We start from the raw sequence: 13,307 nt of genomic DNA on the forward strand, positions 1-13,307 counted from the left end.
CTAAATGGCAGGGCAGGTAAGTGATTTCTGGGGCAGGTACGCAGTCTCGATGACAACTGATTTAATGCTCTGCAGGCTCGGTTTATATTGAACACGTTGATGCCCATTAAGCTTGAAAGGAATTATGGCTAAAGTTTACTTCGTGTGTGGCTTTATAGGCTCAGGGAAAACTACCTACTCCAAAGTACTTGCTGATAGACACGGAGCCTTTCGTTTCTCCATAGATGAGTGGATGATCCCTTTATATGGTGAACATATGGAGCGTGAAGTCTTCGACAGTCGTTTGGCTACTCTTCAAGAGTTATTCAAAGATTCTGCGCTACAACTTACTTCGCTTGGCGTTCCGGTTATTTTTGACTTTGGTTTTTGGTCCAAATCTGATCGAGATACTTTTAGTGATTGGGCCTCAAAAGCGGGTGTCGAGAGTGAGGTTCATTATCTAGATGTGTCTTTCAATACATGTAAGGAAAGAGCGTTTGCGCGAAATTCAGATCCAAATGGCAAGTCATATAAAATGACACCCGCAATGTTAGATATGTTCTGGTCTTGGTTTGAGCCTCCAACGCCAAACGAAAGTGTTTTCCGCGTTAGGTGAGAGAATTGCCGAGGTAACTAACAAATGCAGCCACAGGACAAAAAACCGCTCCGCAATTTTTTGCCTGTGCTGGCAGGCGTTATGCCTAAATCGCACCCATCAAAACAAGCACTAAATCAAAAGGAGAATTGAGTGAGTTTTATTGAAAAGTTAAATAGCATCTGGGAAGAGAATGATTCATTAGTTTGTATTGGACTAGACCCAGATCTGGAACGTTTTCCTAAGAGTATTCGTGATGTTCCTGACGCAATTTTTCAGTTTAATAAAAGAATAATCGATGCTACACATGATTTAGTTTGCGCATACAAACCTCAAATTGCTTACTTTTCCGCTGAGTCAGCGGAAAACCAGTTGACGAAAACAATTCAATACATTCAAAGTGAATACCCCTCTATTCCTATAATTTTGGATTCAAAACGTGGTGACATTGGTAGTACGGCAAAAAAATATGCAGTAGAAGCTTTCGAACGCTTTAAAGTTGATGCGGTAACTATCAATCCTTACATGGGATATGACTCAGCGGAACCCTTTTTGTCATATCAGGACAAGGGGACAGTTTTACTTTGCCGAACATCAAATTCTGGGGCTAGTGACATCCAAGATTTGGTTGTCGATGGAGTTCCTTTGTATCAAAAGGTTGCTACCCTAATTAGTGATAAATGGAACTACAACAACAATTGCTTGCTTGTGGTTGGAGCTACGTGGCCATCTCAGATGGCAAAAGTTCGTTCTTTAGTGGGTGATATGCCATTTTTAGTACCTGGAGTTGGTGCGCAAGGTGGTGATATCGAGGCCCTAGTAAAAGCAGGTAAAACTACAAATGGGACAGGCTTAATTATTAGCTCATCTAGAGGTGTGATTTATGCGAGCAGCGAAGATGATTTTGACCGCAAAGCTAGAGAAGTGGTTTTAAAACTACGCTCACAAATCAACTCACATCGAAAATAGGTATAACAAGGCTCTCAAGCATGGACGCAGCAAAGCTGCGCCGCTTAGCTTGACGTTATCCCCCATTAATTTTAGATTTTGAGTCCCAAGGTTTAGCCACCAAACTCCTCTTTTCATAGCCGCAGGTTTGTGTCGAATCACGCGAACAATCTTTGTTTGAGTTACGTGTCTGAAATTCCAATCACACATTTGAATTCAAAATCAGGTTGTTGTCTCTTGGTGGCTAAAACACGGTTTGTGGCAAAGCGAAATGCGGTAGCCTTTTTAAAAGGCGCTGGCGGCAAGCCGCAAAAGACATGGAGCAAGGGCTAACAAATGCAGCCACAGGGCAAAAAGCCGCTCCACTATTTTTGCCTGTGCTGGCAGGCGTTATAAGCCTAAAAGGTAAATACAACGAATGGAAACAGAGAGGCTAAGACTTCTTCCACCTTCGATGGAACTCCAACCTGATATGCTGGAAGCAATCATTGAAAGCAAAGCTGAATTGTCAGTTTTTCTTCTGTGGGTTCCTTATGCTTTGACTCAGCAAGACTCTGTTAGAAATACACAAACCGCCATTTTGAACTTCGAGAATTTTGAGGAAGAGTTACGATATTCAATCGTAGAAAAGGCTTCAAATCGGTTTATAGGAGCAATTGGTCTTATCATTCGGGATAAATCGGTACCATTTTTTGAAATTGGGTATTGGTTGCGAAGTTCTAGCGTCGGTAAAGGTTATATGGCTGAGGCAGTAAAGGCTTTAGAGAAGTATGCTTTCATGGAGTTAAACGCTAAGAGAATTGAAATTCGTGCTGCTGAAGGCAATAAAAGTAGTCGAGCCGTTGCGGAAAGAGTGGGTTACAAATTGGAGGCCATGTTGGTCAATGAGAGGCGACTCCCCAGCGGAGAGTTGGGTAATACAGCCGTGTATATGAAGTCGGGCTTATAACAAGGCCATCCAAAAGCGCCCCCTACAGGCGCTGGATTAACATGGATAAAAACTACGAGCGATACATTGAAGATGCATGCAAACTTTTAGGCGATCTAGAAGGAGCGCTTCTTGAGCAAGTGCTGATTAATACTGTACAAGACGAATTCAACGTCGTTTACCTTAAAACAAGCAAAGGTAATTTTTGTTTACATGGTGAGAGCGGCGGCGAATATTTAGGTATTCGCAATTTGATTGAAGTGCCAAAACTTACCAACGAAGATGGTTATGCCATATCAACATATCCCCCATTCCAACAATTTGAAGGCCATGAAATTGTTAAAGTCCGTCAAATTGGCACTGCATGGAATGGTCATGGTTTCGAGTTTAATTTTAAGGGCTTACATACAATAAGTATGCTTGTGCAATCAGTTTACTGTGGTTCAGCACCCGACAATCTTGATGATTGCCTAAGGCTTGGTATTGGCATGTACCAAAATAAGAAAAATTTAACTTAACAAGCGCATGTTTTCGGACTGGCAGGCCTTCTACTGCTATACAAGCTAGCCGCATATGCGCGCGTTATACAAAAGGAAAGAGCAATGAGTGAAAATTGGGAATGTATAGGTTGCGGAAACTTAAACGAACCTCACAATGAAAGATGTAGTCGTTGTGGTTCACCAGGTAAAGATTTAGCAAATAAGCAGATGGCGAATCATGTACTGGGCTCCAAAACCTCTTACCAGTTTTCTTGTGTAAAGTGTAATTCAGAATCGTACGAAATTGGTGAGCTAAGAGCTAGTGGTGGATTTTGGAGTACATTCTTTAATTACAACAAAAACAGGTTTTACTTCCTCTCATGCAGCGAGTGTGGACATACCGAATTCTACAATCGTCAACTTGGTAAAGGTCAAAAGCTCTTCGATTTACTCACAGGGTAAAGCTACTACTAGTGAATGAGGGCCATTTACTAGTGGCGCAATTCTTAACAGAAACTCTGAGATTCAGGTGTTTCAATCAGTTTGGTCTGGTAGACGCTTATTATTTGAGCGTTAAATGGGACACATGATAGCAAAGCTAGTTTCTACAGAAGGCACATACCTTGAGGCATCCATTGAAATAGATGGATGTAAATACTGTGTTATGGATGAATTAACCCTTGATGTTGAAAGCTCGCCCAAAGTTGGTGAAGCCTTTGAGTTTGAATTCTTAAACATGATTGACGAAGGTGAGTCTTGGGAATCTATATTTCAAGGGAATCCAGAAAAGAAAAAATGTCTTGAGCAAATTAGAGGCTGGAAATACAGAGCATTTGGTGAAGTTATATCAATAAATCCTGTCAAGATAGACTGCGGGGTGCTCATCGAGGAAGAGGTTATACATACCCATGACTCCAAGGTTATTGGTGAATATGTTGCATTTACTATCACTAGGCTTGGCGGCTATGCCATTTAACAAGGCGTTCAAGTAAGGACGCGCTATCGCGTTATAAATCATGATGTATCTAGTCAGAATTCAGCAGGTTTTATACTTCATCGCCTTAATTTTGTGGGGGCAATCGGCCATAAGGTATGCGGTGGATGATTCGTATGGAAATAGGTTTGTTGGCGCTACAGGTATAGCCACAATTTCATTTATTGTTCTTGTTGTGTCGTATTATTACCCAAAGGTAATAACCTATATTTCATCCGTATTTATTATTGGTATCGTTGCTTTAATAACTTTTCTGCTATCTGGTAGTTACCCTAGCTAACTCATTTTTGCCCAAATCTTTGCCAGCATCTATGGTGCTACTACCCGTCACGTCATCCTACAGGGGGGACGTTTCATCCCCCCTCTATTTTCCTTCTTCCTGAATCCTAGTCCTATACGATGTTTTTGAGGTGTACCATGTGTACCACGTGTACCAACCTTTAAATTCAACAGGTTACGATGCTACACCTTGGTACACCTATGTGTAGCAGGTGTACCATGAGTTTTTTCAATGAGTTAGGGGTGTACCAAGGGAGGTCGTGGCGCCAAGATTAGGGCTAAATCATAGCTAAATTACTGATTTTTATCATGGTACACCTTGATGGTGGAAATGGACTGAATTATTGGTACACATGGGGTTTTTGGGTGTACCAGAGGGCTGAATTGCCGAAATCTCTGGGGAAGGCATATTTCTTAGAGACGGTGCGCAGTACTTGTGAAGGTCGATTTCCATGAATCTCAGTCACGACTATCTTTAGTGATTCTGGGGTTTACTGGCCTGTAGGTTGCCCATGAAAAACTTGATGAAATTTATCTTAATATCATTGCTAGGCATCAGTTGGTTCGCCAAAGGAAGTAACATGAAAATTGAAGAACTAATTCGAAAAGATAACTATGCATTATCTCTTTGGGAAGAACGTGGACTGATGCCGTCTCCAGCACATGTAATCAAACATCTGGAGGTGGTCACAGTTACCTTTCTTAAAAATTTGAAAGAAATCGACGAAAACACAGAACTAGACAAGCCCTCAAAATTAACAAAGGTTCAGGAACTTGTAGATCTACTACCTTGGAGTGACTTTGATACAGAGGAGAAAGAGTTTTTGGCTGATGTCATTGCTCCAGCAATTGAATCTATGGGCTATAACCCTTGGTCAATAATTTAACTCTCGAGTGCTAACAAATGCAGTCACAGGACAAAAAACCGCTCCGCTATTTTTTGCCTGTGCTGGCAGGCGTTATATGTCACGAACAACTGAGGCATTATGACTCTATCCACAACCATTGCCGTGTTGCTAGTTATTCCAGTAATGGTATGGGCTGCAAATCAGAAGCTTCTATCTAGTAAGTTAAAGAATGTATCAATGTCAGGGATATCAGCTGTTTTATTGTATGTATTCATATTGGTAAGCGTCGCGTATATTGAACACAAGCTTAACTCTGACCTCGCAGCATTCGATCTCGACGGGGATGGTTTTTTTTCGGATAGTGAAGTTACGCCGGAACAAGAAAAAGCTATGTCTCGGGTAACAGCAGACACAGGTAGAACATTTGCTCCTTTTATTGGAGCTATCTTTGCAGCCATTTATTTTCTTGTTGTTTGGCTAGTCTCTTCAATTATTTCCTGGGCTAATAAGTGGCGTGCAAGTAGAAACACCTAGCTTCAAGTTTGAAGTGCGACACTTAACCTGATTTATGTTCGGTTTTTAAAGCTTAATCGTTTTCTGGGGTGCAGGTCAGGGTTCTTTGCCAAAGAGTTTGGCAATCGCTCGGTTAACGGTATCAGGACTTACATGGGGGTACTTACTGGAGCGCCTCGCGGGGAAAAGATATTGAGAGTCTCTGGCCCGAAGCCGGAGTTCATCCAGCATTTCCATGACCTGATAGGTAAGGGGAATATCAATACCCACTGAGGTTTTGGTCCTGTCTGCGGGTAGAGACCACAGCTTGTTCTCTAGGTCGAATTCATTCCATTTGGCGCCAAGTAGTTCTGACTTTCTGATCCCCAGCGAGAGAAACAGGCAGCAGGCTAAATAGTTCTCCCGGCTAAAGCTTATTTGGTGTTGTCTGAACACATCGAAGACAAACTTCAGCTCATCAATACTCAAAGCCCTGTCTCTGGCTCGCTCCACGCCACCTGCATCTTTGGCTGAAAATGCGAGAGCCGGGTTGGTATTCACTACACCCAGTTTGATGCCATGGTTAAAAAGCCGTTTAAGAATAAGAAGGGCATCGTTAGAAATAGAGGGGCGGCCACTGTAGCGAATGGCAGAAAGGATATCTCTTATTTGGCTGGGAGCAACGGAGTTAAGTCGATAACCACCAAGGTCAGGTTTGATCTCCTTGGTATAAATGCGAAAGGGGATTTCTGGATGTTTGAGGTGATTAAGTAAATCGTTCCGATACCAATCATCAAACAAATCATCAACAGAGCGGATCGTAATGCGTTTTTTCTGTTTGCGGGTAACGATGGGGTCTTCATCTTCAACCAGTTTATCGCGCATGGCTTGTGCCTGCGTTCTGGCTGCTGCAAGGCTGAGTTCTGGATAACAGCCTAGCGTCATTTCTCGACGCTTATTGCCGATGCTATAGCGAAATCGCCATGTGGTCTTGTAGGGATTTCGGACCCAAAGGTAAAGTCCGCCTCCATCACTATGTTTTTTGTTGTCGCCCTTAACAAGTGATTGGATTGTTTTGACGTTTAGTTTCCCCATCGTTTTCTCCTTGGTCACCAGTTTGGTCACGCCTTGGTCACCATTTTGGTCACCATTTGGTCACCAATTTGGTCACCATTTCGAGAAAACTTGGAAAAACAGATGAGGACAGTTACAAACACGATTTATCTGTAACTGCCTGTTTTAAGTCATCTCAACTTGACGTAACCCAATGAAAGAAAACGGGTTAAAAATGTTACTCAATATTCTGGATCTGCTCGCGCATTTGCTCAATTAACACTTTGAGTTCAACGCCGGATGCAGTGATATCGGTGCTGATGGACTTGGAGGCCAGTGTATTCGACTCGCGGTTAAATTCTTGCATCATAAAGTCCAGACGTCGGCCACAGGCACCGCCCTTTTTAAGGATCTTATGCGTTTCTGATACATGCGAGCCAAGACGATCTAACTCTTCAGCTACATCTGATTTTTGTGCCAGCATGATAATTTCTTGCTCGATACGGCTTGGATCAAGCTCAATCTTGGCTTCTTCCAGCTTGCCGATTAAGCGTTCACGTTGCCACTTGAGGATCTCTGGCATTTTTTCGCGCACTTTTTCGGTTTCAGCAGTGATGGCATCTAGACGCTGCTCAATAAGGGCTTTCATGTTATCGCCTTCACTGGCGCGTGCAGCGATAAAATCGTCAACCGTGCTATCGAAACCTTCAAGTAATGCTTTGTTGATCTGATCCATATCCTGCTCGGGAGCTTCCATTACGCCCGGCCATTGCAGTACCTGAAACGGACCAATATTGCCTTCACCGGAAAGATCTTTGATCCACTTAGCGGCATGAATGACTTGTTTCGCCAGATCTTCGTTGATTTTCAGCTCGGTTTGCGACGCAGGATTAGCTTCAAATCTCAGATTGCATTCCACCTTACCGCGAGCCAGACGTTTACGGAAACGCTCACGAATAATGGGCTCGAGTCCCCGGAATTGCTCTGGCATTCTGATATAAGTTTCAAGATAACGTTGATTTACCGAACGAATTTCCCAAACGGCGGTGCCCCAGGTGCCTTTAATTTCGCGACGGGCATAGGCTGTCATACTGTGGATCATAAATATAAGCTCTGTCACTGGAATTAGCTGTGAGTATACGTGGTTGCTGTGACCTCGTCAGTAAACGCGCTATTTCGGGGGGAAATAAATTTCATTCTCCCTGACGTTTCCAGTGTGTTCTTCGTGCGAGGAAAGGAAGAATAGGGTATGGGACTCATTATATTGTGTGTACGCTTGGTGTTTGTTTTGTCAGAGAATTAATTATCAATGAAACTCGCATCTTGATAGGACTTGGGTATAATCGCCGGTTAACGAAATTTAGCAGCATAGACAGGTGAGTACCCATGCGTCCAAGCGGAAGAGAAGTTGGCCAGATTCGTCCGGTAACCTTTACCCGACATTTTACAGCCCATGCCGAAGGCTCGGTGTTGGTTGAATTTGGCAATACGAAAGTAATCTGTACCGCGACCGTTGAAGAGGGCGTTCCACGTTTTCTCAAAGGTAAGGGCCAAGGCTGGGTAACTGCTGAATACGGTATGCTGCCTCGTGCGACCCATACCCGCAATCGTCGTGAAGCGGCAAGCGGTAAGCAAGGTGGCCGCACCATGGAAATTCAGCGTCTGATCGCCCGAAGCTTGCGTGCAGCGATTGATTTGACGGCACTTGGTGATCATACCATCACGGTTGATTGCGATGTGATTCAAGCGGATGGCGGCACACGTACTGCATCCATTACAGGTGCCAGTGTCGCGTTGGCTGACGCTCTCAACACCATGGTGGCAGACGGCAAATTGGACAAGAATCCGATGAAAGGCCATGTAGCCGCTGTATCTGTGGGTATTTTTGAAGGTACGCCTGTATGCGACCTTGAATATCTGGAAGATTCAGCAGCAGAAACCGACATGAACGTGGTGATGCTGGAAGATGGTCGCATGATTGAGGTGCAGGGAACGGCAGAAGGCGAACCCTTCACTCAGGAAGAATTGACCGCGATGCTGGCTCTGGCAAAACAGGGCATTGACGATATTGTTGTTGCTCAGAAGGCATCGTTAGCAGATTGATTGAAGCGGCTCTCAATGAGCCGCTTTTTTTTAACAATTTTTTACCCACAGGCAATTGCCTGACAGGAAACATCGGCAAACGCCGCGATATCGACAGGAGAGAAAATGAAAGCTTATCAGCGTCAGTTCATCGAATTTGCATTGGAGAAAGGTGTGTTGAGATTCGGTGAGTTCACCCTGAAATCAGGACGTAAGAGCCCTTATTTTTTCAATGCCGGTTTATTCAACACGGGCCGTGATCTTGCCCGTCTTGGCCGTTTTTATGCTGAAGCACTGGTTGACGCAGACATTGAGTTTGATGTGTTGTTTGGCCCTGCATACAAAGGTATTCCTATCGCAACGACAACCGCCGTCGCACTGGCTGATCACCATAATGTTGATACGCCTTACTGCTTTAACCGGAAAGAAGCCAAAAACCATGGCGAGGGCGGTAATCTGGTAGGTAGCGCACTCGACGGTCGTATTATGTTGGTGGACGATGTGATCACCGCTGGGACGGCAATCCGTGAGTCAATGGAGATTATTCAAGCTAACGGCGCTGATCTGGCTGGTGTGCTGGTGGCCATTGATCGTCAGGAGCGCGGCAAGGGAGAGTTGTCAGCGATTCAGGAAGTGGAGCGCGATTTTGGGTGTAGCGTCGTTTCGATTGTCAGCCTTGGTGATGTAGTGACCTACCTTGAAGAGCAAGGTGGAGACAGTGCCGTGCATTTAGATGCGGTAAAGGCCTACCGTGCTGAATACGGTATCTAATTGTCGATTTATATAAATGTAATTTAATAAAAAGCGGCACTTAGGCCGCTTTTTTAATGATTCTTGTCTGTTAGGCGATTTGTGCATCCAGCATCTGCCAGTAATGGTCGAAGTCTGCTGTTGGGGCATATTTAAAACTGGATCGAACATAGCGGTTGAGATTGCCTTCTACCTGACCCAAAAGCTGTGCGGCCAATACAGATTCGTCGATGGGAAACCCTTTACCTTCACGGATCCGACGTTCTTTAAGTACCTGACGCAGCTGACTCTCGATTTTCTCGAACAGCTGATTAATCCGGCCTTGTAGTCTGTCCTGTTCAAACATCAGGGCGTGGCCCGTCATAATGCGAGTTAAACCCGGGTTACGTTCACCGAATACCAGTAAAAGCTGGAGAATAAGGCGCAGGCGGACCAGCGTGTCTTTTTCATCGGCAAGGATGCGGTTGATTCGTGAGATCAGTGACTCTTCAATGAATTCAATCAGACCTTCAAACATCCGTGCTTTGCTTGGGAAATGTCGGTACAACGCAGCTTCTGAGACGCCGACCTGAGCGGCCAGTTTTGCAGTGGTGATGCGCTGACTTCCCTGATTAGACTCCAGCATCTGTGCCAGTGCCTGAAGGATTTCTTCGCGGCGGTTATGCTTCTTTTGACCGGCCATGAATAGATGGTTCCTTTGCGTTTCTGATTAAGTTGTCGGCTTTGGATTGGCTATCTTAGCCATCCGGCCGCTGTATTAAAAGGATAATGCGCCAAGTCAGGCTGTTAACTGCCAGCCTGAACAAGGAAAACGCGATTCGCCCACAAAAAAACGCCAGCAGATTGTGGCGTTTTTTGAACTTGGTATGCAAGTGCTTGCTTATTTGGTCCCTGAATGCCCAAAACCGCCTTCACCACGGTCAGAGGCGTCAAAGTCCTCAACAATGTTGAATGCTGCCTGAACCACAGGAACGAAAACCAACTGCGCGATGCGTTCGCCCGGCTCAATAACAAAGGTGTCGTGACCACGGTTCCACACTGATACCATCAGCTGGCCTTGGTAGTCTGAATCAATAAGACCAACAAGGTTACCCAATACGATGCCGTGTTTATGGCCAAGGCCTGAACGCGGCAGGATAGTCGCAGCGAGTGACGGATCAGCAATATGAATGGCAAGGCCTGTTGGGACCAGATGTGTCTGACCCGGCTCTACGGTCAGAGCTTCATCCAGGCAAGCACGTAAATCCAGACCGGCAGATCCTTCTGTAGCATAAGCAGGAAGTGGGAATTCATTACCAACACGTGGATCGAGAATTTTCAGGTCAATTTTCTTCATTATTTCTTTCCGCAGTAGAGCGTATGGATTTCACTGACAAGCTGATCGCCAATCTGGCGCTTACTTGCCAGCGGGATAGCCTTGTCACCGTCAGGCCAGAAAAGGTGTAGTGCATTCTGGTCGCTGTTAAAGCCCTGTCCGTTGACGGACACATCGTTGGCACAAATCAGATCAAGGTTCTTTTTCGCCAGTTTTCGGCGGGCGTATTGTTCCACATCCTGGGTCTCAGCTGCAAAGCCAACCGTAAAAGGGCGCTTGGATTTCATGTTGGCAACCGAGGCAACAATATCGGGATTCTTTACCAAGGCAATCTGCATGTCGTCCTTACCGTCCTGCTTTTTCATTTTCTGATCACAAACCGAATCAGGGCGAAAATCAGCGACTGCTGCACAGGCAACGAAAATATGGTTGTCTTTCGCTTTATCTTGTACTGCGTCAAACATTTGCTGGGCGCTGTCGACATCAATACGGTTGACACCAGACGGTGTGGCAAGGCTGACCGGACCACTAATGAGCGTGACACTCGCACCACGACGGGCGGCAGCTTCGGCAATAGCATAGCCCATTTTACCTGAGCTGTGATTAGTTAGATAACGCACTGGATCAATGGCTTCGCGTGTGGGACCTGCAGTGATTAACAGTGATAACCCTGCTAGCTCGCCGGGAGCAAAGTGGTTTTCGACAGCCTCAACCAGTTCCATCGGCTCCAGCATCCGCCCCGGGCCAACATCCCCACAGGCCTGAGAGCCACTGGCAGGGCCCCAGATTGGGTGACGGCGACGAATCAGTGTATCGAGATTTTCCTGTGTGGCGACGGCGCGATACATTTGTTGATTCATCGCAGGTGCAATGGCGACAGGAGAAGACGTTGCAAGGCAGACAGTAGTCAGCAGGTCGTTGCCCATGCCGTGGGCAATTCGTGCAATGAGGTCAGCAGTGGCAGGTGCAATCAGCACCAAGTCCGCCCATTTCGCTAGCTCGATATGGCCCATAGATGCTTCTGCTGCAGGATCCAGTAAGCTATCTGAAACAGGGTTGCCAGACACAGCCTGCATGGTCAGTGGAGTGATAAACTCTTTCGCGGCATGGGTCATTACTACCCGAACTTCTGCGCCACGCTCAGTTAGGCGGCGGGTCAGATCTGCACATTTATAGGCTGCGATACCGCCGCCCATTCCCAACACAATGCGTTTTCCTGCAAGTGTGGGCGCTAACGTTGTTGTCATACTCTGCTTTCATTGAGATATCAGTTAAGTGGAAAGATACCACAAATCGACAAATGACGATCTGCGCCGATTCAGAACTGCTTACTGTCTCATATTGCTAATTTCTTATCGGGATAGAAGGATGACTATTGTCCCTCTCTGTGTGAAAGCGAAATAGCATGGCTGTAAACATGGTGCTTCTCAATAGCTGCCTCCGGTAAACCACTCGCAGGCAAAAGGATGTTGGTTGATTGCTTCGAAAAAGCGATGAATCCTATTGCGATGAAATGATCACCCTGGCTTACTTATGTCACTCAAGGATTTACCCGCGGATTGCCGACCCAGAGAGAAACTGCTCGCGAAAGGTTCTGAATCTTTATCTGATGCTGAGCTGTTAGCCATTTTTCTTCGCACTGGCATTAAAGGCATGAATGCTATTGAGCTTGCTGCCTATCTACTGGAGGATTTCGGCTCACTGCGTGGACTGATGAATGCCGATTTACAGGCATTCAGTAAGCGAAAGGGACTGGGCAGTGCAAAATATGCACAGTTGCAGGCGGTGCTGGAGCTGAGTCGTCGCCATTTGGAAGAAATAATGGCAAAAGAAGATGCGCTTACCAGTCCAACTCATACCGCCCGTTTTTTAAGGGCGAAATTGAGAGACAGGGTGCGGGAAGCCTTTCTGGTGCTCTTTCTTGATAATCAGAACCGTCCTATTAAAGATGAGGTCATGTTTGAAGGCACCATTAATGCAGCGAATGTTTATCCCAGGGAAGTGGTACGCAGGGCACTGGAATTACATGCGAATGCGGTGATCCTGGCCCATAATCATCCCTCGGGTGTGGCTGAACCCAGTCATGCCGACAGAGTGATCACCGATAGAATTGGTGATGCCCTGAGTTTGGTCGACATAAGATTGCTCGATCACATGGTCATTGGCGATGGATGCGTAGTATCATTCGCTGAAAGAGGGTGGATATAAGAGTTTTTTACTAATAAAACGAAAAAACGCTTAAAAAACGACAAAAGGATCTGCTCGGGACTTGAGCAACGCATTCTCAGTTAGTATAATGCGCCACCTTTGATAGCCTTGACTTGAGCCTGACCTTGATTTTGCAGGACTACTGGACAAGGTTGATATCGAGCTGAAACGATTTGGAGAGACATTCATGTCACGAGTATGCCAAGTAACTGGCAAGCGTCCTGTAACGGGTAACAACCGTTCACACGCGAGAAATGCCACCAAGCGTCGTTTTCTGCCAAACCTGCAAACTCATCGTTTCTGGGTAGAAAGCGAAAACCGCTTCGTAAAACTGCGCCTGACCCCTAAAGGCATGCG

17 protein-coding genes are annotated in these 13,307 nt (G+C 45.6%); 12 read left to right on the plus strand and 5 right to left on the minus strand.

The window, feature by feature from the left end; translation table 11 throughout:
• Window positions 1–124 precede the first annotated feature (124 nt).
• The 8 genes from A8L45_RS10925 (at window position 125) to A8L45_RS10960 (ending at window position 5,584) form a co-directional block, all read left to right on the plus strand.
• On the plus strand, window positions 125–595 hold the full coding sequence (locus tag A8L45_RS10925) for a P-loop nucleotide/nucleoside kinase family protein (RefSeq protein ID WP_068902138.1): 471 nt from the start codon (window positions 125–127) through the stop codon (window positions 593–595).
• A gap of 132 nt (window positions 596–727) precedes the next feature.
• Window positions 728–1,543, plus strand: coding sequence for an orotidine-5'-phosphate decarboxylase (pyrF, locus tag A8L45_RS10930; RefSeq protein ID WP_068902141.1), 816 nt, complete (start codon window positions 728–730; stop codon window positions 1,541–1,543).
• 397 nt (window positions 1,544–1,940) lie between these two features.
• Window positions 1,941–2,471: a GNAT family N-acetyltransferase gene (locus tag A8L45_RS10935; RefSeq protein ID WP_068902144.1), complete on the plus strand. Its 531-nt coding sequence runs from the start codon at window positions 1,941–1,943 to the stop codon at window positions 2,469–2,471.
• Between the two features lie 41 nt (window positions 2,472–2,512).
• Window positions 2,513–2,968: a hypothetical protein gene (locus A8L45_RS10940; RefSeq protein ID WP_068902146.1), complete on the plus strand. Its 456-nt coding sequence runs from the start codon at window positions 2,513–2,515 to the stop codon at window positions 2,966–2,968.
• Between the two features lie 84 nt (window positions 2,969–3,052).
• Window positions 3,053–3,391 (plus strand): zinc ribbon domain-containing protein, encoded by a 339-nt coding sequence (locus A8L45_RS10945; RefSeq protein ID WP_083228299.1) that lies wholly within the window; start codon window positions 3,053–3,055, stop codon window positions 3,389–3,391.
• A 124-nt stretch (window positions 3,392–3,515) separates the two neighbouring features.
• The gene (locus tag A8L45_RS10950) at window positions 3,516–3,905 is read left to right on the plus strand and encodes a hypothetical protein (protein WP_068902193.1); all 390 of its coding nucleotides are present in this window, start codon (window positions 3,516–3,518) and stop codon (window positions 3,903–3,905) included.
• Between the two features lie 878 nt (window positions 3,906–4,783).
• Complete coding sequence (locus tag A8L45_RS10955) at window positions 4,784–5,089, plus strand: hypothetical protein (protein ID WP_068902148.1); 306 nt, start codon at window positions 4,784–4,786, stop codon at window positions 5,087–5,089.
• Window positions 5,090–5,188: 99 nt separating this feature from the next.
• A complete protein-coding gene (locus tag A8L45_RS10960) occupies window positions 5,189–5,584 on the plus strand; it encodes a hypothetical protein (RefSeq protein WP_068902150.1) in 396 nt (131 codons plus the stop codon).
• A 75-nt stretch (window positions 5,585–5,659) separates the two neighbouring features.
• On the opposite strand, the gene A8L45_RS10965 is transcribed toward A8L45_RS10960, so the two are convergent.
• Together A8L45_RS10965 and A8L45_RS10970 are read right to left on the minus strand one after the other, a co-directional pair.
• Window positions 5,660–6,637 carry a tyrosine-type recombinase/integrase gene (locus A8L45_RS10965; protein WP_068902152.1) on the minus strand — a complete coding sequence of 326 codons (978 nt, stop codon included), beginning with the start codon at window positions 6,635–6,637 and terminating at the stop codon, window positions 5,660–5,662.
• A 196-nt stretch (window positions 6,638–6,833) separates the two neighbouring features.
• Entirely contained in the window at window positions 6,834–7,697 is an 864-nt protein-coding gene (locus tag A8L45_RS10970; protein WP_068902154.1) for a YicC/YloC family endoribonuclease, read from the minus strand.
• A gap of 284 nt (window positions 7,698–7,981) precedes the next feature.
• Between A8L45_RS10970 and rph the strand changes: the two genes are divergently transcribed.
• Both rph and pyrE read left to right on the plus strand, forming a co-directional pair.
• Entirely contained in the window at window positions 7,982–8,698 is a 717-nt protein-coding gene (rph, locus tag A8L45_RS10975; RefSeq protein WP_068902156.1) for a ribonuclease PH, read from the plus strand.
• 105 nt (window positions 8,699–8,803) lie between these two features.
• On the plus strand, window positions 8,804–9,448 hold the full coding sequence (gene pyrE, locus A8L45_RS10980; RefSeq protein WP_068902158.1) for an orotate phosphoribosyltransferase: 645 nt from the start codon (window positions 8,804–8,806) through the stop codon (window positions 9,446–9,448).
• A gap of 70 nt (window positions 9,449–9,518) precedes the next feature.
• On the opposite strand, the gene slmA is transcribed toward pyrE, so the two are convergent.
• The 3 genes from slmA to coaBC all read right to left on the minus strand — a co-directional run bounded on the left by slmA (window position 9,519) and on the right by coaBC (window position 11,989).
• Window positions 9,519–10,109 carry a nucleoid occlusion factor SlmA gene (gene slmA, locus A8L45_RS10985; RefSeq protein ID WP_068902160.1) on the minus strand — a complete coding sequence of 197 codons (591 nt, stop codon included), beginning with the start codon at window positions 10,107–10,109 and terminating at the stop codon, window positions 9,519–9,521.
• A gap of 198 nt (window positions 10,110–10,307) precedes the next feature.
• A complete protein-coding gene (dut, locus tag A8L45_RS10990) occupies window positions 10,308–10,763 on the minus strand; it encodes a dUTP diphosphatase (protein WP_083228301.1) in 456 nt (151 codons plus the stop codon).
• Window positions 10,763–11,989 (minus strand): bifunctional phosphopantothenoylcysteine decarboxylase/phosphopantothenate--cysteine ligase CoaBC, encoded by a 1,227-nt coding sequence (coaBC, locus tag A8L45_RS10995; RefSeq protein ID WP_068902164.1) that lies wholly within the window; start codon window positions 11,987–11,989, stop codon window positions 10,763–10,765. The genes dut and coaBC overlap by 1 nt, the downstream gene beginning before the upstream one ends.
• A gap of 286 nt (window positions 11,990–12,275) precedes the next feature.
• Here coaBC and radC point away from each other — a divergent pair, with 286 nt between their 5' ends.
• Window positions 12,276–12,950: a RadC family protein gene (radC, locus tag A8L45_RS11000; protein WP_068902167.1), complete on the plus strand. Its 675-nt coding sequence runs from the start codon at window positions 12,276–12,278 to the stop codon at window positions 12,948–12,950.
• Window positions 12,951–13,137: 187 nt separating this feature from the next.
• A partial coding sequence (gene rpmB / locus A8L45_RS23820; RefSeq protein ID WP_083228303.1) for a 50S ribosomal protein L28 occupies window positions 13,138–13,307 on the plus strand: 170 nt, incomplete at its 3' end.

Origin of the sequence: Veronia pacifica, from assembly GCF_001707825.1 — a bacterium.
In the GTDB taxonomy this organism is placed as follows: domain Bacteria; phylum Pseudomonadota; class Gammaproteobacteria; order Enterobacterales; family Vibrionaceae; genus Veronia; species Veronia pacifica.